The organism is Apibacter sp. ESL0432, assembly GCF_019469225.1.
In the GTDB taxonomy this organism is placed as follows: domain Bacteria; phylum Bacteroidota; class Bacteroidia; order Flavobacteriales; family Weeksellaceae; genus Apibacter.
Genome location: NZ_CP048266.1, coordinates 623260 through 645615 on the forward strand (window position 1 = coordinate 623260; position 22356 = coordinate 645615).

Annotated in this window: 20 protein-coding genes and 1 other RNA gene; 16 read left to right on the forward strand and 5 right to left on the reverse strand. The window is 32.9% G+C overall.

What is annotated here, in order from left to right:
• Positions 1–240 (reverse strand): FeoA family protein, encoded by a 240-nt coding sequence (locus tag GYM73_RS02595; RefSeq protein WP_105296941.1) that lies wholly within the window; start codon positions 238–240, stop codon positions 1–3.
• Positions 241–499: 259 nt separating this feature from the next.
• Between GYM73_RS02595 and GYM73_RS02600 the strand changes: the two genes are divergently transcribed.
• The 4 genes from GYM73_RS02600 to GYM73_RS02615 all read left to right on the forward strand — a co-directional run bounded on the left by GYM73_RS02600 (position 500) and on the right by GYM73_RS02615 (position 4776).
• Positions 500–1708: an OmpP1/FadL family transporter gene (locus GYM73_RS02600; RefSeq protein WP_255571006.1), complete on the forward strand. Its 1209-nt coding sequence runs from the start codon at positions 500–502 to the stop codon at positions 1706–1708.
• Between the two features lie 10 nt (positions 1709–1718).
• The gene (locus GYM73_RS02605) at positions 1719–3134 is read left to right on the forward strand and encodes an SGNH/GDSL hydrolase family protein (protein WP_220234060.1); all 1416 of its coding nucleotides are present in this window, start codon (positions 1719–1721) and stop codon (positions 3132–3134) included.
• Positions 3135–3251: 117 nt separating this feature from the next.
• Positions 3252–4187 (forward strand): ribose-phosphate pyrophosphokinase, encoded by a 936-nt coding sequence (locus GYM73_RS02610; RefSeq protein WP_105296944.1) that lies wholly within the window; start codon positions 3252–3254, stop codon positions 4185–4187.
• 7 nt (positions 4188–4194) lie between these two features.
• The gene (locus GYM73_RS02615; RefSeq protein ID WP_220234061.1) at positions 4195–4776 is read left to right on the forward strand and encodes a 50S ribosomal protein L25/general stress protein Ctc; all 582 of its coding nucleotides are present in this window, start codon (positions 4195–4197) and stop codon (positions 4774–4776) included.
• A 145-nt stretch (positions 4777–4921) separates the two neighbouring features.
• Here the strand turns inward: GYM73_RS02615 and GYM73_RS02620 are convergent, their stop codons facing one another.
• Both GYM73_RS02620 and panC read right to left on the reverse strand, forming a co-directional pair.
• Positions 4922–5950 carry a lysylphosphatidylglycerol synthase transmembrane domain-containing protein gene (locus GYM73_RS02620; RefSeq protein WP_220234062.1) on the reverse strand — a complete coding sequence of 343 codons (1029 nt, stop codon included), beginning with the start codon at positions 5948–5950 and terminating at the stop codon, positions 4922–4924.
• Positions 5951–6221: 271 nt separating this feature from the next.
• Entirely contained in the window at positions 6222–7064 is an 843-nt protein-coding gene (gene panC / locus GYM73_RS02625) for a pantoate--beta-alanine ligase (RefSeq protein ID WP_220234063.1), read from the reverse strand.
• Between the two features lie 104 nt (positions 7065–7168).
• Here panC and GYM73_RS02630 point away from each other — a divergent pair, with 104 nt between their 5' ends.
• The 5 genes from GYM73_RS02630 (at position 7169) to tssD (ending at position 13723) form a co-directional block, all read left to right on the forward strand.
• Positions 7169–7978 carry a glycogen/starch synthase gene (locus GYM73_RS02630; protein WP_160543046.1) on the forward strand — a complete coding sequence of 270 codons (810 nt, stop codon included), beginning with the start codon at positions 7169–7171 and terminating at the stop codon, positions 7976–7978.
• A gap of 7 nt (positions 7979–7985) precedes the next feature.
• Positions 7986–9500, forward strand: a complete 1515-nt coding sequence (locus GYM73_RS02635) for a DUF4270 family protein (RefSeq protein WP_220234064.1) — start codon at positions 7986–7988, stop codon at positions 9498–9500.
• Positions 9501–9539: 39 nt separating this feature from the next.
• On the forward strand, positions 9540–11384 hold the full coding sequence (gene glmS / locus GYM73_RS02640) for a glutamine--fructose-6-phosphate transaminase (isomerizing) (RefSeq protein ID WP_220234065.1): 1845 nt from the start codon (positions 9540–9542) through the stop codon (positions 11382–11384).
• Between the two features lie 171 nt (positions 11385–11555).
• The gene (gene gpmI, locus GYM73_RS02645) at positions 11556–13079 is read left to right on the forward strand and encodes a 2,3-bisphosphoglycerate-independent phosphoglycerate mutase (RefSeq protein ID WP_220234066.1); all 1524 of its coding nucleotides are present in this window, start codon (positions 11556–11558) and stop codon (positions 13077–13079) included.
• Positions 13080–13327: 248 nt separating this feature from the next.
• Entirely contained in the window at positions 13328–13723 is a 396-nt protein-coding gene (gene tssD / locus GYM73_RS02650; RefSeq protein WP_160543050.1) for a type VI secretion system tube protein TssD, read from the forward strand.
• A 34-nt stretch (positions 13724–13757) separates the two neighbouring features.
• Here tssD and rnpB read toward each other — a convergent pair.
• Positions 13758–14070, reverse strand: an RNA gene (gene rnpB, locus GYM73_RS02655) — RNase P RNA component class A.
• A gap of 83 nt (positions 14071–14153) precedes the next feature.
• Here rnpB and truB point away from each other — a divergent pair.
• Positions 14154–14828: a tRNA pseudouridine(55) synthase TruB gene (gene truB, locus GYM73_RS02660; protein WP_220234067.1), complete on the forward strand. Its 675-nt coding sequence runs from the start codon at positions 14154–14156 to the stop codon at positions 14826–14828.
• 31 nt (positions 14829–14859) lie between these two features.
• On the opposite strand, the gene GYM73_RS02665 is transcribed toward truB, so the two are convergent.
• Positions 14860–15639 (reverse strand): DeoR/GlpR family DNA-binding transcription regulator, encoded by a 780-nt coding sequence (locus GYM73_RS02665; RefSeq protein WP_105296954.1) that lies wholly within the window; start codon positions 15637–15639, stop codon positions 14860–14862.
• Between the two features lie 334 nt (positions 15640–15973).
• On the opposite strand from GYM73_RS02665, the gene GYM73_RS02670 reads away from it, so the two are divergent.
• The 6 genes from GYM73_RS02670 to GYM73_RS02695 all read left to right on the forward strand — a co-directional run bounded on the left by GYM73_RS02670 (position 15974) and on the right by GYM73_RS02695 (position 22329).
• A complete protein-coding gene (locus tag GYM73_RS02670; RefSeq protein WP_185150295.1) occupies positions 15974–16780 on the forward strand; it encodes an MIP/aquaporin family protein in 807 nt (268 codons plus the stop codon).
• A gap of 65 nt (positions 16781–16845) precedes the next feature.
• Entirely contained in the window at positions 16846–17496 is a 651-nt protein-coding gene (gene fsa / locus GYM73_RS02675) for a fructose-6-phosphate aldolase (protein WP_160557869.1), read from the forward strand.
• 51 nt (positions 17497–17547) lie between these two features.
• Positions 17548–18969, forward strand: coding sequence for a sn-glycerol-1-phosphate dehydrogenase (locus GYM73_RS02680; protein ID WP_220234068.1), 1422 nt, complete (start codon positions 17548–17550; stop codon positions 18967–18969).
• A gap of 68 nt (positions 18970–19037) precedes the next feature.
• Positions 19038–19901 carry an HAD-IIA family hydrolase gene (locus GYM73_RS02685; protein WP_160543054.1) on the forward strand — a complete coding sequence of 288 codons (864 nt, stop codon included), beginning with the start codon at positions 19038–19040 and terminating at the stop codon, positions 19899–19901.
• A 4-nt stretch (positions 19902–19905) separates the two neighbouring features.
• Positions 19906–20616, forward strand: a complete 711-nt coding sequence (locus GYM73_RS02690; protein WP_160543055.1) for an L-ribulose-5-phosphate 4-epimerase — start codon at positions 19906–19908, stop codon at positions 20614–20616.
• Between the two features lie 33 nt (positions 20617–20649).
• A complete protein-coding gene (locus tag GYM73_RS02695) occupies positions 20650–22329 on the forward strand; it encodes a ribulokinase (RefSeq protein ID WP_220234069.1) in 1680 nt (559 codons plus the stop codon).
• Positions 22330–22356: the final 27 nt, after the last annotated feature.

Here is a 22356-nt window from a genome sequence, read left to right on the forward strand (position 1 = left end):
CTATTGCATTTCTATCAATATACAATCTGCTTCTTCCTTACGCAGCATAACCGTGCTTTTCTCCTTACCGTATTCAATAAAAAGAGGACCGTTCCAAGGAGCCTGACGTTTTAATTTAACAAAAACACCGGGAACTATTCCCATTTCTAAAATCTTAGTGGGTATATCTTCTTCAGAAAATCCTATAACTTTTGCTTGTTGTGCTGGTTTTAAAAATGAAAGGGATTTATGGGTAAGCATGATTTTATAACTAAACACCTTTTTTAATATTCTCTAGCAAATATATGAATTATTTGTATTTAATCTAAATAAAATCAAAAATTATTTAATAGACTAGATACCAAAAGATTCTTAATATAAAACTACCACTAAAACTTAAGGTATATTATCAAATTAAAAATTAAAGAAATAGAAATTTATTAATTTCTTAAAAATCCTATAGTTTTGCTACACTATGACATTTATAATGATGAGAAAAGCAGTATTTATGTTCTTTATTATGACATCTATTATAATGCAAGGAGGAGGGTTTAGGGTATCACTTCAAGGAGCTAGACAAGCAGCTATGGCACATACCAGTGCTCATGCCAGAGATGCAAGCGTTGCTTTCTTCAATCCGGCAGGTATATCATTTATACCCTCAAAATTAAGCATTGCAGCGGGAACTTTCATAATAATGGGAAATGCTGATTTTCAAAATAAGCCTACTTTATATAAAACAAAAACAGATAATCCGGTAAGTACGCCTTCTCTGTTTAATATAGCCTATAAAGCCACTGATAAACTATCCGTTGCATTTAGCTTTACTACTCCTTTCGGCAGCAGCGTCGATTGGGGACAAAATTGGGAAGGTAAAGATTTAATTACTAAAATTACTATTCGGTCGTATTTCTTTCAACCAACTGTAGCCTATCGTCTAAATGATTGGTTTAGCGTGGGTGCAGGATATATATATGCATTAGGAAGCGTTAATCTGCAAAAAGCTATATCATCAATAGACGGAAGAATGAAACTTGTTGATAAAAATGCAACCGGTAATGGGTATAATGTAGGTATGTATATCAGACCGATTAAAGATTTGGATCTCAGTATAGCCTATCGTTCTAATATCGATATTCATGCGGTCAATGGAAAAGCCCGGTTTTACCTTCCAAAATCATTAGTTGGAAGTGAATCATTTCCTACGGAAAATGACCGATTTAATGCAAAGTTACCCCTTACCTCTGAAATCACGCTGGGATTAACTTATAGGCTTTTGCCTCAATGGACGATTTCCACCGATTTGAATATTTCAGGATGGAATAAATATAAAGCTTTGACAATTGATTTCAATCAAAATAAGGTAGGCAATGATCCCAACGATCCAACGATATCCACATCGCCTAAAAATTTACATAACACTCATACATTTAGAGTGGGTTCAGAATATTCCGTATCTGATAAGTTGGATGTTCGTTTAGGATACTACTACGATCCTTCACCTATCAGTAAAGACTATTGGAGTCCGGAAATGCCAAGTACAGATAATAATGCCATAACCGGAGGTATTGGTTATAAATTCTTAAAAGATAAATTAATGCTTGATATGACAGGGATGTATTATGTTGGTAATTCAAGAAAAGTAGTAAATAAATTTTATAATTTCAAAGGAGATGTCAAGATGCATAGCTTTATGTTCGGGCTGGGATTAGCTTGGAATCCTTTTTAAAATATTAGAAATGAGTAAGAATATACTAATGCTTTGGTTAGGAATGTTTATTTTTTTCCTTTCATGCAATAATGACTTTAATGAAGATATACATACGGTATTTAGTTCGGGAGATGCAAATTTTTCTAAATATATAGCCTTAGGAGATTCGTTTACTGCAGGTTTTAGAGATAATGCACTGTATATATCAGGACAAAAGGAATCCTTTCCGTTAATGATTGCCGAGCAAATGAAGCGTTCAGGCTGCCAAAAATTTAATATTCCTTTTATGGCAGATGAATTAGGAGGAATTCCGAGTGCGAAAGTGGATAATAAAAAAATATTGGTTGTAGCCGAAGGTTCTCTTGCTCCGGTTACCAGTAAGGGTGTAGGAACAACTACACTGGCAAATATATATTCAAAAGATGGATATCAAAATATGGGTATACCGGGAGCTAAATCATTTGATTTGCTTACAGCGGGATATGGAAATCCGACTCATTTAGCTTCCAAAAAATCCAATCCTTATTTTGTACGATTTGCTTCTAAGCCCAATGCAACGGTGGTAGAAGATGTAATGGAACAAAATCCTACCTTTTTTTCTTTATGGATTGGAATTAATGATATTTTAAGCTATGCCACTTCCGGAGGAGATGGATCGGCTGTGATTACAGATATTTCAACTTTTCAGAATGCTTATAGTACATTGGTACAAACACTTACCTCAAATTCGGTAAAAGGAGTGGTAGCTACAATTCCGGAAGTTACCGATTTTCCTTTTTTCAATAAAGTTTCGTCCTTACCTTTTAAAGCCAATCAATTTACACCGCAGCAAATAAAAAATTTAAATGCTTCCTATCAAAAGTATAATTCCGGTTTGGATCAAGCAAAAGCAAAAAATTTAATTTCAGAGGAAGAAGCCGCAAATAGAAAAATTGTTTTTATTGAAGATAAAGCTAATGGAGGAGTAATAATAGATAAGAATTTAACAAATTTAGATGCGATGGGACTTCCTTCTATAAGGATGTCTACATCAAAAGATTTATTTCTATTGTCGGTATCTTCCATTTTAAAAACGGGAGGAGGAACTTCAAAACCTATAGAGGATCAATATGTTTTGACCGATAAGGAGATTCTAACCATCAAAGATGCAACTCAAGCATTTAATGAGAGCATTGAAACTGTAGCAAAACAGTATAATCTGGCAATCACAGATACAAATTCACTAATTAAAAATTTAAAAACAAAAGATGGTATTCTTTACAACGGAGTAAGTTATACCAATGAATTTATAACAGGAGGATTTTTTTCATTAGATGGTATACATCCAACCGGAAGAGGGTATGCAATTATAGCTAATGAATTTATTAAAAGTATAAACTTTAAATTTAAATCGAATCTTCCTTCCGTTAATCCTAATCTATATCAAGCAGTTAAGTTTCCTTAAAGATAAAGTAAATATTTAATAAAACTGAACAAATTTTGTTCAGTTTTATTATGGTATGATTAAAAAAATCATAAATTTGCAGTACTCGTTTTCAGAAAATATTTTTAACACATATAAATGATTCAACCAGTCCATATTTTCTCGACTAGAGAAAGTGTTTCTTTAGCAGAAAAAATATCACAAAGTTATGGAATGCCCCTAGGGAAAATGAGTTTCTTTGATTTTAGTGATGGTGAATACCAACCCTGTTTAGAAGAATCGGTAAGAGGTTCCAGAGTCTTTATTATAGGGTCAACATTTCCACCGGCAGATAATTTGATGGAAATGTTGTTAATGATAGATGCAGCCAAAAGAGCATCTGCAGATAAGATAACAGCTGTAATTCCCTATTTTGGTTTAGCGCGTCAAGATAGAAAAGATAAACCTCGTGTTCCGATAGGAGCAAAATTAGTAGCCAATTTATTGACTGCTGCCGGTGCAACGCGTGTTATGACTATGGATTTACATGCTGATCAAATTCAAGGATTTTTCGAAATTCCGGTTGATCATCTATTTGCGTCTGCAATATTTATTAATTATGTAAAATCACTAAATCTAGACAACTTAACCATTGCATCTCCGGATATGGGAGGAGCAAAAAGAGCAAGAACCTATGCGGGATATTTAGATGCTGATGTGGTTATTTGTTATAAGGAAAGAAAAAAAGCCAATAATGTCGATTTTATGACTTTAATCGGTGATGTTAGAGGAAGGAATGTGATTTTAGTAGATGATATGATTGATACTGCAGGGACTTTAACTAAAGCGGCTGATATATTAATGGATGCAGGAGCAACCAGTGTACGAGCCATGGCAACACATGCTATTTTTTCAGGTGCTGCTTATGATAGAATCAACGATTCTAAATTGGAGGAAGTGATTGTAACTGATTCAATTCCTTTAAAAAATACTTTGGTAAGTAAAATAAAAGTGTTATCTTGCGCCCCTTTGTTTGGAGAAGTGATGAACTTGGTACATAACAGAGAATCAATAAGTAAAAAATTTATAATGTAAATATTATATGAAATCAATTACAATTCAAGGAGAAAAAAGAGAAAGCGTAGGTAAAAATTCTTCAAAAGCCTTACGTAATGCTGAAAAAGTTCCTTGTGTTGTTTATGGAGAAAAAAATGTAATCCATTTTTCTACTAAAGAAAGAAGCTTTACTGATTTAGTTTATACTCCTGAAGCACACACAGTTACTTTGGAAATAGATGGAGAAAAAATAGATGCTATTTTGCAAGATCTACAATTTCATCCGGTAACAGATAAGATAATCCATGCTGATTTTTATCAAATAAATCCGGAAAAATATGTTACTATGGAAGTACCTGTGGTAATAACCGGTAGAGCAAAAGGAGTTGTTAGAGGAGGTGTATTACGTGTTAACTTAAGAAAACTTAGAGTTAAAGCCCTTCCAGCAAATTTACCGGATGAGATTGTTATAGATGTAACTTCTCTAGATGTTGGTAATAAATTTGAAGTATCTAAAGTTGATTTAAAAGATTACCAAATATTGCATCCGGCTAATACTGTAATTGCAGCTGTGAAAACATCTAGAAATGTTAAGGCTGCTTCTGCAGATGACGAATCAGAAAACTAATACTCATAAAGTTTTCGAAATTAATTTAGAATCTATAGTATTCTATATAAATCAAAATAAAAGCTGTTCAAAACGAACAGCTTTTTTATTTTTTATAAAATATAACTAATTTGTTATAATTAAAAAGTTTATCACTTTTTTAATTTTAAATTATTGTTTTTTCTTTATTCCTTGTGAGCATAATTATTGAAATGATTCCCATTATAATCATTAACAACATTTGTAAACTGTGAGCAAGTATTGCATAAGAATAGCCAATATCTTTACCTTCATCTAGAGATTTTCCGGATTGTAAATATAAAGCTGAAAACCCGATCATCATTGCAAGGTGAAAAGCACCTATGCCTCCCGAGGCAGGTACTAACATGCCTAAAGTTCCTACGGCTAAAATATAAAAGCCTGTTTGGATAGGAAGAGAAGAAGTTTCTGGCAAGGCAAAAACTACAAGATAAGAAGCAAAAAAATAACATATCCATATTCCGAAGGACAATAAAATAAACTTCACTCTTTGTTTTAATTTAAAAACTGAAACTAAACCGTCAATAATTCCTTTTATGAAAAATACTATTTTTTTAATAATTGATAATTGAAGCAATTTTTTTCTGAATAAATACATTAGAATACAGCATAATAAAATTACGACAAGTATAGAAATATAAAGTGTGTAATTTTTTTCATCAGGATTATTCGTTTTATTCTTACTTAGTAATTCAAAAAAAGACAGTAATGTTGAATAATTAAAAACTAAAGCTAAAAGAATAAAAAATAACATAAAAAATAAGTCGATAATTCTTTCAGTAACGATAGTCCCAAATGAATTGGTAAAAGGTACTTTTTCTACGGTTTGTAAAGCAGTTGCTCTTCCTATTTCTCCCATTCTTGGAATTCCTAAGTTTAAAAAATACCCAAATGAAAGAGCCCATAAAGCATTTGAATTTTTAATTTTATAGCCCATGGGTTCTAAAAGTAAATTCCATCGGACAGCTCTGATCCAATAAGCCCCTAAACCGAAGATAGCAGCCATGCTTATCCAAAAATAGTTTGCTTTTTTTGCGGTTGATATGGTTTTTTCTATAAAATCACCACCTAAGCTTTTAGAAACTAAATACATTAGTCCACCGGCAATTATAACAGATATACAAACCGTAAGGGTATTTTTTAATTTTTTATTCATGAATTCAATGTATTATTCAGACCAAAATTATAATTAATCGTATAATCTCCAAAATCAAAAAATTTAAAAATATATAAAATATAAATAGTTAAAAAATTGTAATAATTAAACATAAATTTAATGAATTTATAATTAATATATTATAATTTAAATAATTAGTTAAGATTATAAGATACAATATTATTTAAATAAAGATAAAGTATTTATAATTTATAAATAAATAATGTAGTAGTTTTTTAATGGTTTGTAATGATATAATTTATTTTACTCTTTATCTTATTTGAATGTTATCAATCAAACGGATGTCTCCGGCATGGACTGCTATAAAAGCCCTATAGTGTTTAGAGGGGTCAAAAGACTGAGCCGTTTGTAGTGATTCTTCTTCAGTTATAGTAAAATATTCCAATTTTAAATCTGAATTGAGATACAATTTTTCAATTTTGCAAATCACATTTTCAGGAGCATAATGGGATGATAATTCTTTAGCTTTAAGTAATGATTGATATATAAATAATGATTTTTTCTTAAATTCCTCAGTAAGCCTCATATTACGCGAACTCATAGCTAAACCGTTGGATTCACGAATGATTGGCATTCCTAAAATCTCGACAGGCAATTGTAAAGTTTTGACCATTTGGCGGATAATTTGTAACTGTTGAAAATCCTTTTCACCAAAATAGGCTTTGGTAGGCTGAACTTGTAATAACAAACGCTTTACAACCGTTGCCATACCTTGGAAATGACCCGGGCGAAAAGCTCCTTCCATAACAACATCCAATCCGTTCATATCTATTGATTCACATTCCAACCCATTTGGGTATAAATCTTCAACGCTTGGTAAATATAATGCGTCGCAACCGACACTTTCCAATTTTGCAATGTCTGCTTCTTCCGTGCGAGGGTATTTAATCAAGTCCGCTTGATTATTAAATTGCGTAGGATTTACAAAAATGCTGCCTATAGTATATTGATTATCTTCAATAGCTTTTTTAAAAAGAGAAAGGTGGCCTTCGTGAAGTGCACCCATAGTAGGAACAAATCCTAAAGTCAATTTTTTAGCGTGGATATATTGAATGAAATCAAATAATTCATTTCTGGTTTTTAATAATAACATACTTTAGATTTAAATGACGAATGTCATGGTTTAAAATGCAAACTTACTACAGTTTGATTAATTTTTTGTAACTTTGTTAAATTATAATCAGCCTTCAATTTATAATGAGTTCAAAAAGAATACTTCACGTTACTTCAGAATTAGTACCATACTTTGACGAAAATCCGATTTCATCAGGAGTTTACAATTTAGCCAAACAAATGTTTGCACAAGGAAATGATGTTAGAATCTTTATGCCTAGATTCGGGCAAATAAATGAAAGAAGATTTCAGCTTCACGAGGTAATCAGGCTATCAGGTATGAATTTGATTATAAATGACCTAGATCAGCCATTGGTTATTAAAGTTGCTTCTCTTCCGGGAGAAAGGATGCAAGTTTATTTCATTGAAAATCATGAATATTTCAAAAGAAAATCTCCCTATAAAGATGAAGCAAATGAATGGTTTGAAGATAATGATGAAAGGGCTGTTTTCTTTACCAAAGGTGTTTTAGAAACAATAAAAAAATTAAATTGGATACCCGATATCATTCATTTACATGGATGGATGGCCAGCTTTTTACCAATTTATTTGAAAACTAATTATGCTAATGATGCATTCTTCAGTGATATAAAAGTGATCACATCGGTTTATAACCAAGGAAGTAACGGGATTTTCAGCAATAATCTTAAAGATATTTTGGAATTTGATAATATAGATACAAGTAAATTAAATTACTTAACTGATAACAAATACGTAAGTATTATCAAAGAAGCCATGAAAGGATCCGACACTATTGTAAAAGGCGAAGAAGTTTTAATTGACGAATTGGAAGACATGTTTAAACAATCAAGCAATCCTAAATTTGATTTTATTCAAAATGAGGATGTCAAAGAAATTTATCACGTCACCAGCGAAATAAAGATCCAAGAGTAAAACAACTATGAAAATATTTAAGTCTCAAGTAAAGTTATTAGCTCTAACTTTACTTCCAACCTTTTTTTTATTAAGTTGTGAAAACGATACAACAGATATTGGAGCTAATCTAATACCTGATAAATTAGAAGGAAATAAAACATTTGTTGATCTGGTTGCGTATAATATTTCTAACAACGATACTATTCGAGCAGATTATAACACTCTAGGAAGTGGATTGATCGGTATTTATGAAGATAATACTTTTGGGAAATCAAAAGCCTCTTTTAATATTCAAGTAAGACTAAGTACAGCCGATGAAATCAAAGGGACTATCCAGCAAGTCGATTCTGTTGTGTTAAGCCTCAATCCGGCGTTCAATTCCTCTTCTTACAAAGAAAAGAAAATCATTTTAAATCCCGGAAGTACCAGTGGTGTCGATACTATAAAATACGTTAAAAAATATACATTAGCTTCCTATTTAGGTAAAGCAGGTAATTCCATGGAAGTTAATGTAAATAGGATTAATACATTTTTGGAATCAACCTCTTCTAAGTTTTATTCCAATAAAACAGTTGATGTTGGCGATAAATTAGGAACTGCACTATTAGGGGATTCACTGACCAGTATATCGGTAAAAACAAGTGATGGAAAAGTTATTTCAGAACCTACTGCTGCCGGATATAGAATAAAATTAGATCCCGATTATTTCTACCAATATTTTTTCAGTAAAAAAGGAAGCGCAGATATTAGTGATAATTCACGATTTATTCAGTATTTTAAAGGAATTAAAATACAACCGGTCGATGAAAATTCTAAATTCATGTTCAATTTCCCGATAAGCAAAATGACCTTAATTGCTTATTATAGATATAAAGATCAATCATCAGATAATTATACACCTGCAACTTATTCATTTACCATGAATTCGGCCTATAATTCAATGGTAGGAGAATATAACTTTTATAATCGTAATACTGCCAGTTCCCAATTTAAGCAGCAAATGCAGAATCCGGATAAGCTGTCAGGTGAATCCATTTTATTTTTACAAGGTATGGGAGGGCCTTCCATTCATCTTAAATTAGATGATTCACAATTAGAAGCAATAAAAGATTCGGTACAAAATCACAATTGGGCTATTACGGGAGCAAAATTGAAATTTTATCTTACAGAAAACGTACAGTCAAAACCTGATTATATATACGGATATAATTATACACAAAAGAAGTTTTTGCCTGATTTAACTTTTTATTCCGGTTTAGCGGGTTATTTCTTTAATCCAAAGTACGATTTTGAAACTAATCCCCAATATTATACACTGAACGTTACCAAACAAATCAAAGATATTGTAGAAAAAAATAAACCTAATGATGAAATACTTGTAGAAATGGGTAATTTTATAACCCGTTCTACCAACAGTAATGAATATTTAGGATATTCAAAGACGACAAGAGCTTATGAACCTTTCCGATTAACTTTTTATGGTAATAAAAATTCAGAAGATAAAAAGTTAAGATTAGAAATACTTTATACTAAAAATTAAATATATATTTAATATAGAAAAATATAAAAACATTAAATTATGTGTGGAATAACTGGATATATTGGAAATAAAAAAGCCTTACCCATCATATTAAACGGTTTAAAAAGGTTAGAATATAGAGGTTATGATAGTGCGGGCATAGTTTTAAATGAAAACGGAGCCTTTGAATTAAGAAAAACAAAAGGTTCAGTATCCGATTTAATAGCTAAATGTAAAGATTTAAACTCAGAAGCAACCGTAGGAATAGGCCATACAAGATGGGCTACCCATGGAGTTCCCAGTGATATAAATGCACACCCTCATATATCAAATAACGGTAAATTAGCAATTATTCACAACGGTATTATTGAGAATTATGGAACTTTAAAAATAATGCTTACCTCTAAAGGATATACATTTAAAAGTGAAACCGATACAGAAGTATTAGTGAACTTGATACAGTATATGCAAGAGACACAAAACGTAGATTTATCAACAGCTGTCAGATATGCTTTAAATGAAGTTGTAGGTGCTTATTCCATAGCAGTTATGGAAGTAGATAAACCACAAGAAATCGTAGTAGCAAGATTAAGTAGTCCTTTAGCAATAGGAATAGGTGAAAATGAATATTTCATAGCTTCAGATGCCTCTCCTTTCATTGAGTTTACCAATGAGGTTGTTTATCTTGAAGACGGAGAAATGGCGACCATAACTCTAAAAGGAGTAGATGTATATAAAATAAAAGATAATTCTAAAGTAAATCCCCAAATTCATGAACTAAAAACAAGTTTAGAGAAGATTGAAAAAGGAGGTTATGAACATTTCATGCTAAAAGAAATCCACGAACAACCCCGATCTATTATGGATACCATGCGTGGAAGGCTATTAGTAGATGAAGACATAATTCAAATGGCGGGAATATGGGATTATCAAGAAAAATTTTTAAATGCTGAAAGAATAATAATTATTTCATGTGGAACTTCTTGGCATGCCGGTTTGGTTGGAGAATATCTTATTGAAGATTTAGCCAGAATACCGGTTGAAGTAGAATATGCCTCTGAGTTTAGATACAGAAATCCGATAATAACAGATAAAGATATCGTTATTGCAATATCTCAATCAGGAGAAACAGCAGATTCAATTGCTGCATTAAAATTAGCAAAAGAAAAAGGGGCATTCATCTACGGTATTTGTAATGTTATCGACTCTTCAATAGCACGTTTAACTGATGCCGGTTCTTATACTCATGCAGGTCCGGAAATTGGTGTTGCTTCCACCAAAGCATTTACTGCTCAACTTGCCCTATTGGCAATGATAGCACTTAAATTAGCTAAACACAAAGGTACCATAAGTAAAGAGCGATTCAACAGTCTAATCATAGAGTTGGAAACTATACCGGAAAGGGTAGCAGAAGTTATCAAAAATACAGAAAATCAAATTAAAAAGATTGCAGAGCAATACGTTGGAGCAGGAAACTTCTTATATTTAGGTAGAGGTTATAATTATCCTATCGCCTTAGAAGGTGCTTTAAAATTAAAAGAAATATCCTATATCCATGCAGAAGGATATCCGGCAGCAGAAATGAAACACGGGCCTATAGCTTTAATTGATGAAAATATGCCGGTTGTTGTCATTGCACCTAAAAAAGGATATTATGAAAAGATTGTAAGTAATATACAGGAAATTAATTCAAGAAAAGGAAAAGTAATTGCAATAGTTACCCAAGGCGATAGCGTAGTTAAAGATATGGTAACCGAATCCATTGAAATTCCTGATGTTTCAGAATGCTTTACACCGCTATTATCCGTTATCCCTTTACAATTGTTAGCGTATTACATAGCTGTATTACGAGGGGTTAATGTAGATCAGCCTAGAAATTTAGCAAAATCTGTTACCGTTGAATAAACGCTAGATCATGAATTATTAAATATATAAAAGACTTGATTACCAAGTCTTTTTTTATTAGAAAAAAGAATGGATTATCGATATATATTCAACAAAAATCATAAAAATTCAGTAACTTTAAAATTAAAAATACGCATAAAAATAGATTAATTTTACAAAAAATAATAAATTATGAATAAAAAAGTAATCTTAATGATTCTGGATGGATGGGGAATAGCCACAGATAAAAGTGTATCTGCTATTGACCATGCTCATACACCTTTTATGGACAGCTGTTTTCAAAAATATTCCAATACCACTTTAGTAACTTATGGATTGGATGTTGGATTACCTAAAGGTCAAATGGGAAATTCAGAAGTTGGGCATATGAATTTAGGTGCAGGAAGAGTGGTTTATCAAAATTTGACGAAGATTAATTTAGCCGTAGAAAACGGAACCTTAGGAAATGAAGAAGAATTAAAAAAAGCATTTGAGTACGCTAAACAAAATAATAAACCGGTACACTTCATCGGATTAGTATCCAACGGAGGTGTTCACTCACATATAAGCCATTTAAAAGCATTAGTAGAAGCGGCAAACTCTTCGAATGTACCTAATGTTTTTGTACACGCTTTTACCGATGGGAGAGATTGCGATCCGCAAAGTGGTAAAGGTTTTATAAAAGATACGATCGAATTTTGCAAAGATAACAATGCAAAATTAGCTTCTATTGTAGGCAGATACTATGCTATGGATAGAGACAAACGTTGGGAAAGAGTTAAAATAGCATATGATGTAATGGTAAATGCTGAAGGAAATAAAACAGAAGATCCTTTACAAGCTATACAGCAATCGTATGAAGACGGAATTACCGATGAGTTTCTTATGCCTATCGTTGTAACTGAAAATAACAATCCGGTAGCCAAAATACAAGAAGGAGATGTGGTGATCTGTTTTAATTTCCGTACCGACAGACCGAGAGAAATAGTTGATGTTTTATCTCAACATGACCATCCGGAAGTTGGAATTAAAAAATTGGATTTATATTTTGTTACTATGACGGAATATGATGAAACATTCAAAAACATTCATGTCATATTCAAAGAAGATACGATTAAAAATACAATCGGAGAAGTGATAGCAAATGCTGCTCTAAAACAAATCAGAATTGCCGAAACCGAAAAGTATCCACATGTGACATTCTTTTTTTCAGGAGGAGAAGAAAAAGTATTTGAAAATGAAAAAAGAATTTTAGCCCCATCTCCTAAAGATGTCCCAACATATGATTTAAAACCTCAAATGGCTGCATATGATATAAGAGATGCTATTATTCCCGAACTAGAAAAAAAAGAAGTTAATTTTGTATGTCTCAATTTTGCCAATGCGGATATGGTAGGTCATACCGGAGTATTTGAAGCAGCAGTTAAAGCAGCAGAAGTAGTAGATGAATGTGCCGGAGATATTTGTAAAGCAGCGTTAGAAAACGGATATACAACTCTGATTATTGCAGATCACGGAAATTCTGACAAAATGAAGAACGAAGACGGCTCACCAAATACTCAACATACTACTAATTTAGTACCTTTAATTGTAGTTGATAATCAAAAATACAATTTAAAACAAGGTAAACTGGGAGATATAGCACCTACTATTCTAACATTAATGGGCTTACCGATTCCTTCAGAAATGACAGGAAATGTTTTAATTGAGAAATAATTAGGAAAAATTTAAATTATAAAAAAAAGAGATATTTATAATATCTCTTTTTTTTATAGTTATAAATAGTTGCTAAAATATAGAACAGTATGAGAATTAATTTTGTTTATTTTTATTATATAGAGATAAAGTTTATCAAAATAGGGCTATTTATTTTTAACAAGCATTTAACTAATGTAAAAATACTATCTACTTTCAAATACGTAAATTTGTAAAATTTGAAAAATTCACTAAAAATCATTATTATTATGTCATTTAGAGCACGATTAGAGGTAGCCGGAAGAAAATATAATATTATCAATGTAAATTATTCATTAGCGCAAGAAACAGATCCAACCGGGCGACCATCAGCACAAATTAGAGGAGGAAGAATTGAGATAACTCTAAGATCAACTAATGAAACTCGTTTTTTTGAATGGATGACTAATAGCTATGAAAAGAAAAATGGCAAAGTAGTCTTTACAAAAAAGGATTCTAACACTCCCTTAAAAGAATTAAATTTTACAGACGGTTATGTAGTAAAATATAAAGAAAAATTTGATTCCTTAGGATTAGGTAGATCCTCGATTACAGAAACATTTACCATATCAGCAAAGGCTATAAGTATGGGATTAGGAGAACATGTTAATGAATGGATAGGATAAAATCCATGCTTATTTTATATATATATATACAAATAAAAAAAGCAAATCAATAAGCCGGATTTTGTCATTTTCATTACTGAAAAGCCTTGTTATTTATCTAGAATAAGAATTACTCCTTATTTCAATCTGCTTACCCCCCGGCATCGGACGGATAGCCCTTATAAATCCGGTATACATAGCATTGCACCTCACAGAGTTTACCTGATTTCACTACAGCCGAACTGTACTTCCTTTCTGTTGCACTGGTCCTCATCTTACGATGGACGGGCATTACCCGCTGTGATATCCTTTGGTGTCCGGACTTTCCTCTTCTATAAAAAATAGAAGCAACAAGGTTGATTTGCTTTTTGCAAAATTACGATATTTTTCAATATTCAAAAATGGACTTAAAATATTAGTTGTTTATATTTGCTTTTAAATTTAGGAATGAATGGATTTAGACGAATTACTGGAAGGTAAAATATTTTTAATAGATAAGCCGTTAGATTGGACTTCATTTGATATAGTAAATAAAATTAAATGGAAAATAAAAAAGCAATTTAATTTAAAGAAAATCAAAGTAGGTCATGCGGGAACATTAGATCCCAAAGCAACCGGTTTATTAATTGTATGCGTTGGTAAAGCAACCAAACAAATACAACAAATTCAAGATGCATCCAAGATCTATTCCGGAGAAATTAAATTAGGAGTGGAGACTCCTTCCTATGATTTAGAAACAGAGGAATGTAACCCTAAAGAATACAATCATTTACAAATTAAAGATATTGAAGAGGCAGTACAGGATTTCATAGGGGAATCCATTAGTCAAAATCCTCCTGTATTTTCTGCTTTAAAAAAAGATGGGAAAAGATTGTATGAATTTGCAAGGAAAGGAATAGCTATTGAAGTTCCCTCTCGTGAAATTTCCATTTACGATTTTAAAATCACTAACATTAATCTGCCTTATGTGGAATTTTTAGTCCATTGCAGTAAAGGGACCTATATCCGTTCATTAGCTCATGATTTTGGACAAAGCTTAGGAGTTGGAGGGTATTTGACTAAATTGCGAAGGGAGAAGATTGGAGATTATGATATCAAAGATTCAGATAATTCCATAATAATTTAACTTAACATTTTGATAGTAAAGCCGATTTATTTTATCGTGCAATAACAACTTCAATACCTAAATCTTCGAATCTTTCAACATCTCTTTTTTTAATGCCTTCATCGGTAATTAAGACATGTATTTTATCCAAATCAGTTATTTTACCAAATCCCCTTTTACTAATTTTGGTAGAATCTGCTAAAACAATAACCTTTTCGGAATTTTGAATCATCAATTGATTCATTTTAGCCTCCATAGTACTTGAAGTGGAAAGGCCAAAATCAAAATCGACTCCATCGCCGCCAATAAAAAGTTTACTGCAAGAATAATTACTGATCATTAATTCCGCATAAGGCCCCATAACAGACCCAGACTTAGTTCGAACGTCTCCTCCCAGTTGTATTACATCAAAATTTGGATTACCGTATAATAGCATAGCTGATTTTAAAGAAGAGGTAAGAATGGTTAACTTAGTATAATTATTTTCAATTACCTGAGCAACCATTTGTGTGGTAGTTCCTGATGAAATCGTAATAAAATCATTATCTTCAATAAAATTAAGAGCCGCTTTGGCTATTTTCGATTTCTCTTCAACCTGTAGCGTTTCCTTTTTATTAACATGTCTTTCCTTAACAATAAAAGATTCTCGAGTTGCTCCGCCGTGGGTTCTGTATAATTTACCGATCTTCTCCAGATGAGTCAAATCTTTTCTAATGGTAACGGCAGACACATTTAATTTTTTACATAATTCAGTTACAGAAACATAATGATTGAAATTTAATTCTTCTAAAATTTCCTGTTGTCTTATATTATTTATGTTATTGTTCTTCATAGGTAGATATATAATGACATGGATGAAATTAAATGTAATACTTTGTGATTCAAATTTACGAAAATATTTGAATTGTCAGAAGAATGTAACATAATTAGTTTCGATATTGAAAATAATTAAATTAATATATAAATAATTGTCAATCAATAACAAAGATAATAAATTATTTCTCTTTAACCTATTTTTATACTAAAATTATTTTAATATTTATAAAAAAAAATTTTGTTTTATTATTGTTTAGTTTCGATTTAGTAAATACATTTGTTACGTTTTAATTATATAAAACACAAAGCTCAAAAAAATAAAATTATAAATCAAAACTAAATCAAAGATTATGGATTCAGTCATTGCAACAAAATTTATAGGAGAATTACTAGGTTCTTTTTCATTAATTGCCTTAGGATGTGGGATAAGTATGAATCTTACCTTGGACAAATCATACGGCGAAGGTAATAAGGCAGCATTAAGCGGGCCACTTGGCTGGGGTTTTGCTGTAGCTATGTCGGTAATTATTTCTTCTCCATTTGATACGGGTGGGCATTTCAATCCGGCAGTTACCATAGCACAATGGGCTGCAGGTGTTTTAGATCCCAAATTTGTTCTTCCGTATATAACAGCACAATTTATCGGTTGTTTTTTAGGGGCTCTGCTTGTTTCATTTGTATATAGAGGTCATTTAACTGCTACATCTTCAGATTCAAGTAAACTTTTAAGCGTTTTTGCAACCAATGCATCTATTAGAAAAAATAACTCAATTCAGAATTTCTCGGCTGAAGCCATAGGTACTTTTTTCTTAGTATTTATAGGACTATCCATGAGTGCCAATCATGGAGGAGTAATTATTGAAAATTCAACAGGTATTCCTCAATTTACTCATTCGATGGTAGGATTCGGATCTTTAGGAGCATTACCTGCCGGATTTATGATATTTGCAATCGGTATGGCTTACGGAGGGGTTACCGGATGGTCTTTAAACCCTGCCAGAGATTTAATGCCTAGATTAGTTCATCAAATTCTCCCTTTAAAAGGCAAAGGAGATAGTGATTGGGGATATGGAATTGTGTACGCTTCCATTGCTCCAATAGTAGGGGGATTACTTGCTGCAGGACTATACGTATTAGTTAAAGGTTATTTTAATTAAAATAAAAACCGGACAATATGTTTTAAAACAATCAAATCAATTATAAAACCATAAAAAATAAAAAAATGAAATTTTTCATTGATACAGCAGATTTAGAGCAAATTAAAAAAGCTCAGGATCTAGGAGTTCTTGATGGAGTTACCACAAATCCCTCCATTATGGCAAAAGTTGGAATAACCGGAAAGGACAGCATATATGCTCATTATAAAGCAATATGTGAAATCGTAAATGGAGATGTAAGTGCAGAAGTACTTTCAACCGATTACGAAGGAATCATTAAAGAAGGAAAAGAATTAGCAGAAATTGATAAGCAAATAACTGTTAAAGTTCCCATGATCCACGATGGGATAAGAGCCATTAAATATTTTTCAAGTAAAGGAATTAAAACTAATTGTACCTTAGTTTTCTCACCCGGTCAGGCACTTCTTGCGGCAAAAGCAGGAGCTACTTATGTATCTCCCTTTATAGGAAGATTAGATGATACATCAACAGACGGTTTAAACCTGATAGCTGAAATAAGAGAAATATACGATAACTACGGTTATTCTACCCAAATACTAGCCGCATCCATACGATCTTCCATGCACATTATCAATTGTGCGAAAATAGGAGCTGATGTAATTACTTCTCCTTTAGCTCCCATACTTGATTTACTAAAACACCCATTAACCGATATTGGATTAGCCAAGTTTTTAGAAGACTCTAAAAAACTTTAAACTTAAATAAGAGACCATATCAATCACAAACCACAAAAAATAAAAAATAAAATGTCTAAAGAAAGCATTAAATCAGCTTTAAAACAAGCTACTGAAACAAAGTTTCTAGAAATAGAATCCAATATCTTAAAGGATGTACCACAAATATTTAAGGAACAATTTCCCGGAAAAAAAGCAATTATTATAGCAGATACTAATACCTATAGAGTAGCAGGAAAAAAAGTTCATGAGGCATTACATAAAGCCGGATTGGAAGGAGAAGAACCGTATATTTTAGATGATCCTAATTTATATGCAGATTATATATTTGTAGAGAAAATAAGAGATTATTTAAAAGATAAAGACGTAACACCTATTGCGGTTGGTTCAGGAGTTATAAATGATCTTACGAAACGAGCAAGTTCCGAACTAAAACGACCGTATATGTGTGTTGCTACTGCCGCATCCATGGATGGATATTCTTCGGCAGGAGCATCCATAACCAACAAAGGAGCAAAAATCACTCATGCCTGTGAAGCTCCCAAAGCCTTAGTAGCTGATATTGATATTATTGCTGCTGCTCCCCCTTTGATGACCGCTTCCGGATATGCAGATTTATATGCTAAAGTAGTATCCGGAGCAGATTGGATTTTAGCTGCAGAATTAGCCGACCCCAATCACCCAAAAAAAGGCATTGAACCTATGACAAGTGCATGGAATATAGTACAAGATGGACTGGCAGAGGCATTGCAAGATCCGGCAGGTGCAAAAAATGGAAATTCAAAAGCTATAGAATTATTAACAGAAGGATTAATGCTAGGCGGTTTCGCCATGCAATCCATGGAATCATGGGGGGCAGGAGTAAGCCGTCCGGCATCCGGTTCAGAACATCAATTCAGCCATCTTTGGGATATGGAGCATCACACCTTCAAAGGAGAAATGGCTAAAAAATTCGGTTTATATCCTAATCAAGATGAACAAGCCCCTTCTCATGGATTTAAAGTAGGCATTGGCACATTGGCAATTACCGCTTTGTATGAAGTAATGTTAAAAGAATCTATAGATCGGCTTGATGTTGAAGCGGCAGTTGAAAAATGGCCGACCCTGGAAGCTCAATTAAAAGAGATAGACGAAATGTTTGCAGGGACAGAAATACATCCCTTTGCTGTTGCCCAAACTACAGATAAATACGTTACCAAAGAGGAATTAAGGGAGCAGTTAAATAAAATTAAAAAGAATTGGCCGCAATTAAAAGAAAAACTAAGAAATCAAGTTATACCTTTTGAGGAAACAAAAAAACGATTGGCAGCCGTAGGAGCACCTGTTGAACCGGAAGAAATCGGTATTACCAGAAAAAGACTCAAAGATAGTTTTTACAGAGCACATAAAATCCGAAGCAGATATACAATTTTAGACTTTGCTTACAGAGCAGGATATTTTGATCAATGGATTGAAGAATTATTCAGCGAAAAAGGAGCATTAAAAGGAAAATAAATTAAAAGGATATTCATGTAATAGAAAAATTACATGTTTATCCTTTATATCTTTTAAATATAAATTGTATGAATAATTATATCACAGATATAAAAAAGACTTCAAATGTTCTTTTAGAAAAAGTAAAAAAGCTGAAGCATGTAGCTCTAGATATGGATGGAACTATTTACAATGGCTCAACCCTATTCCCCTATACAGTAAGCTTTTTAAATCAGCTTAAAAGATTAGGCATAAGCTATTCATTTCTTACCAATAATCCGTCTAAAAGTATTTCAGACTACCTGCAAAAATTAGAAGGATTAGGAATTGATGCTTCAGAAGAAGAAATGTACTCATCCGCAGTAGCAACCATAGATTATTTAAAAGCCAAACATCCCCAAATAAAAAAATTATTCATATTGGGAACCCCCAGTATGATCAAACAATTCAATAAAGCAGGATATATATCTACTGAAGACTCGGCACAAGATGAGCCCGATGCGTTAATTGTTGCTTTTGACATGACTTTAAATTATGAAAGATTATGCAGAGCAGCTTGGTGGGCAAAACAAGGAAAAATTTATATAGCAACCAATCCCGATAAAGTTTGTCCGACCGACAAACCGGTAGTTTTAGTTGATTGTGCTTCTATATGTTCATCTATAGAAACCGCTACGGGAAGAAAACCGGATATAGTGTTGGGTAAACCACAAAAAGAAATGTTAGACGGGATATTGTCAGCGAAAAATTTAGAGCCGGATGAAGTGGCTATGGTAGGAGATCGCATTTACACAGATATGATGATGGCTCATAATGCCGGAGCTTTTGGAGTATTAGTACTAACCGGAGAAGCTACGTTGGAAGATGCAGAAAAAGCTGATCCTGAATTGGATATTGTCTTGCCGAGCATAGAGGTATTAGGCAACCTGATAGAATATTCACATATAAAATAAAGCTATGAAAAAATATGCTCAAATAAAAGAAGAAGCATTCGAAGGCAATAAATTATTACCCCAATTGAATTTAGTTTTATTTACCTGGGGTAACGTAAGTGTCGCAGATCACAATCAAGGAGTTTTTGCTATTAAACCTAGCGGAGTGCCCTATGATAAGTTAAAGGTCGATGACATGGTACTGGTTGATTTTGACGGTAAAGTGGTCGAAGGTAAACTAAGACCTTCATCAGACACACCCACCCATGCCGTTTTATACAAGCATTGGAAAGACGTAAACTCAATTGTACACACGCACAGTACCTATGCTACCGCTTGGGCGCAATCTTTATTGGATATTCCCATATTCGGTACAACCCATGCAGATCATACCATTTCTGATATACCTTGTGCTCCGCCTATGAGTGATGAGATGATCCAAGGAGACTATGAATACCAAACAGGTTTCCAGATTCTCAATATTCTTAAAGAAAAAAAATTAAGTCATAAAGAGATGGAAATGGTATTGGTAGGAAGCCATGCGCCCTTCACCTGGGGTAAAACAGCTGAAAAAGCAGTTTACAACAGCGCGGTTTTAGAAAATGTAGCGAAAATGGCTTATTTAACAAGGCAAATAAATCCCCAAGCCCCAAGATTGAAAGAAGCATTGATCCATAAACATTACGAAAGAAAACATGGAGCGAATGCTTATTATGGACAAGAAAAAAACAAATAATTACTATAAACCAACTGAATAAACAAAAAAATGATGAGCATTTCAAACAATTTAGTAATCGGTGTTGATTACGGAACTGATTCAGCAAGAGCCATATTAATGGATGCTGAAACCGGCGAAGAATTAGCACTCTCAGTAAAAGAATATCCGAGATGGAAAAAAGGTATGTACTGCGATCCGGTGAATTACCAATTCAGGCACCATCCCTTAGACTATGTTGAAGTATTAGAATATATAATTAATGAAGTAGTTAGAACAGTTCCGGTAGCAAAAGAAAGAGTTAAAGCATTGGCAATAGATGTTACCTGCTCTACTCCGGTAGTAGTAGATAAAGAAGGTACCCCTTTAGCTTTACGAGAAGACTTTTTAGATGATCCCAACGGGATGTTTATCTTATGGAAAGATCATACAGGAATAAAAGATTGCGAACATATCAACGAATTTTCCAAAAAATGGCATACCGATTATACCCGATATTCAGGTGGAGGTGGAAATTACTCTGCAGAGCATTTTTGGGCTAAAGCCCTTCACATATTCAGAGAAGATCCCAAAATAAAAGAAATCGGGCATTCTTTTGTAGATGCCTGTGATTGGCTTTCCAATTTAATTATAGGGGTAAAAAAACCGGAAGACTTAAAAAGAAATATATGTACAGCCGGATTTAAAGTGTTGTGGAATAAAGAATGGGGAGGATATCCACCTAATGAATTTTTTAAAGAATTAGATCCCGTTTTAGATGGAATTGTAGACACCTTTTCAAAAAAAGTGTATACCTGTATAGAAACGATAGGAAATTTATCAGAAGAATGGGCTAAACGATTAGGATTAACCACAGCAGTTAAAGTAGCTGCCGGAAACATAGATGCCCATGCAGGGGGAATTGGAGCGGGAGTAAAAAATAAAGCTATCGTTCAAATTATCGGAACATCCACATGCGATATTATTGTAGGACCTAAAAGTGAAAATAACCCGTTAATTCCGGGCATATCCGGCCAGGCAGATGATTCCATAATTCCCGGAATGGTAGGTTATGAAGCAGGACAATCCGTTTACGGGGATTATTATGCTTGGTTTAAAAGAGTATTAATGTGGCCCTTGCGAGAAATATTTGCAAAAATCGAATACATAGATAAAGAAACCAAAGATAAAGTAATTCAGGAAGTTTATGATAAAATGATTCCTGAATTGGCCAGACAAGCAAAACTCATACCGGCAAAAGACAGCCATATTATAGCCACTGACTGGATTAATGGAAGAAGGACGCCCAATGTTGACTATGAATTGAAAGGGACTATCACAGGGTTGGCATTATCAAGCAGTACTCCATTACTATATAAATCCATAGTAGAAGCAACCGCATACGGTTCAAGAGCTATTGTAGAACAATTTATAAACAATGGAATTGAAATTGAGGAAATTATCGCAGTAGGAGGAATTTCTCAAAAGTCTCCTTATGTTATGCAAATTTTATCAGATGTTTTAGGAAAGCCCATAAAAGTTATAGCAACCAGGGAAGCATGTGCCTTAGGAGTGGCGATGTGTGCAGCTGTAACCGCCGGAATTTATTCTAAATTGGAACATGCTCAAGAAAAAATGGGAATGGGAATTTCAACAATTTACTATCCTAACGAACAAAATCACCAACATTACAATGTTGAATATGAAAAATACAAACGGTTAGAAAAAGTAAAAGAGCTAACCGGAAAACCATAATATTTCGGAGACGGAGGATAGTAAAAA

Bases quoted from the DNA above. Each gene is read 5' to 3' on its own strand.
- glmS (WP_220234065.1), top strand. From the start codon at position 9,540: ATGTGTGGAATAACTGGATATATTGGAAATAAAAAAGCCTTACCCATC.
- GYM73_RS02685 (WP_160543054.1), top strand. From the start codon at position 19,038: ATGAATAATTATATCACAGATATAAAAAAGACTTCAAATGTTCTTTTA.
- GYM73_RS02680 (WP_220234068.1), top strand. From the start codon at position 17,548: ATGTCTAAAGAAAGCATTAAATCAGCTTTAAAACAAGCTACTGAAACA.
- GYM73_RS02605 (WP_220234060.1), top strand. From the start codon at position 1,719: ATGAGTAAGAATATACTAATGCTTTGGTTAGGAATGTTTATTTTTTTC.
- gpmI (WP_220234066.1), top strand. From the start codon at position 11,556: ATGAATAAAAAAGTAATCTTAATGATTCTGGATGGATGGGGAATAGCC.
- panC (WP_220234063.1), bottom strand. From the start codon at position 7,064: ATGTTATTATTAAAAACCAGAAATGAATTATTTGATTTCATTCAATAT.
- truB (WP_220234067.1), top strand. From the start codon at position 14,154: ATGGATTTAGACGAATTACTGGAAGGTAAAATATTTTTAATAGATAAG.
- GYM73_RS02695 (WP_220234069.1), top strand. From the start codon at position 20,650: ATGAGCATTTCAAACAATTTAGTAATCGGTGTTGATTACGGAACTGAT.
- GYM73_RS02630 (WP_160543046.1), top strand. From the start codon at position 7,169: ATGAGTTCAAAAAGAATACTTCACGTTACTTCAGAATTAGTACCATAC.
- GYM73_RS02620 (WP_220234062.1), bottom strand. From the start codon at position 5,950: ATGAATAAAAAATTAAAAAATACCCTTACGGTTTGTATATCTGTTATA.
- GYM73_RS02635 (WP_220234064.1), top strand. From the start codon at position 7,986: ATGAAAATATTTAAGTCTCAAGTAAAGTTATTAGCTCTAACTTTACTT.
- GYM73_RS02665 (WP_105296954.1), bottom strand. From the start codon at position 15,639: ATGAAGAACAATAACATAAATAATATAAGACAACAGGAAATTTTAGAA.
- GYM73_RS02610 (WP_105296944.1), top strand. From the start codon at position 3,252: ATGATTCAACCAGTCCATATTTTCTCGACTAGAGAAAGTGTTTCTTTA.
- GYM73_RS02615 (WP_220234061.1), top strand. From the start codon at position 4,195: ATGAAATCAATTACAATTCAAGGAGAAAAAAGAGAAAGCGTAGGTAAA.
- fsa (WP_160557869.1), top strand. From the start codon at position 16,846: ATGAAATTTTTCATTGATACAGCAGATTTAGAGCAAATTAAAAAAGCT.
- GYM73_RS02595 (WP_105296941.1), bottom strand. From the start codon at position 240: ATGCTTACCCATAAATCCCTTTCATTTTTAAAACCAGCACAACAAGCA.
- tssD (WP_160543050.1), top strand. From the start codon at position 13,328: ATGTCATTTAGAGCACGATTAGAGGTAGCCGGAAGAAAATATAATATT.
- GYM73_RS02670 (WP_185150295.1), top strand. From the start codon at position 15,974: ATGGATTCAGTCATTGCAACAAAATTTATAGGAGAATTACTAGGTTCT.
- GYM73_RS02690 (WP_160543055.1), top strand. From the start codon at position 19,906: ATGAAAAAATATGCTCAAATAAAAGAAGAAGCATTCGAAGGCAATAAA.
- GYM73_RS02600 (WP_255571006.1), top strand. From the start codon at position 500: ATGACATCTATTATAATGCAAGGAGGAGGGTTTAGGGTATCACTTCAA.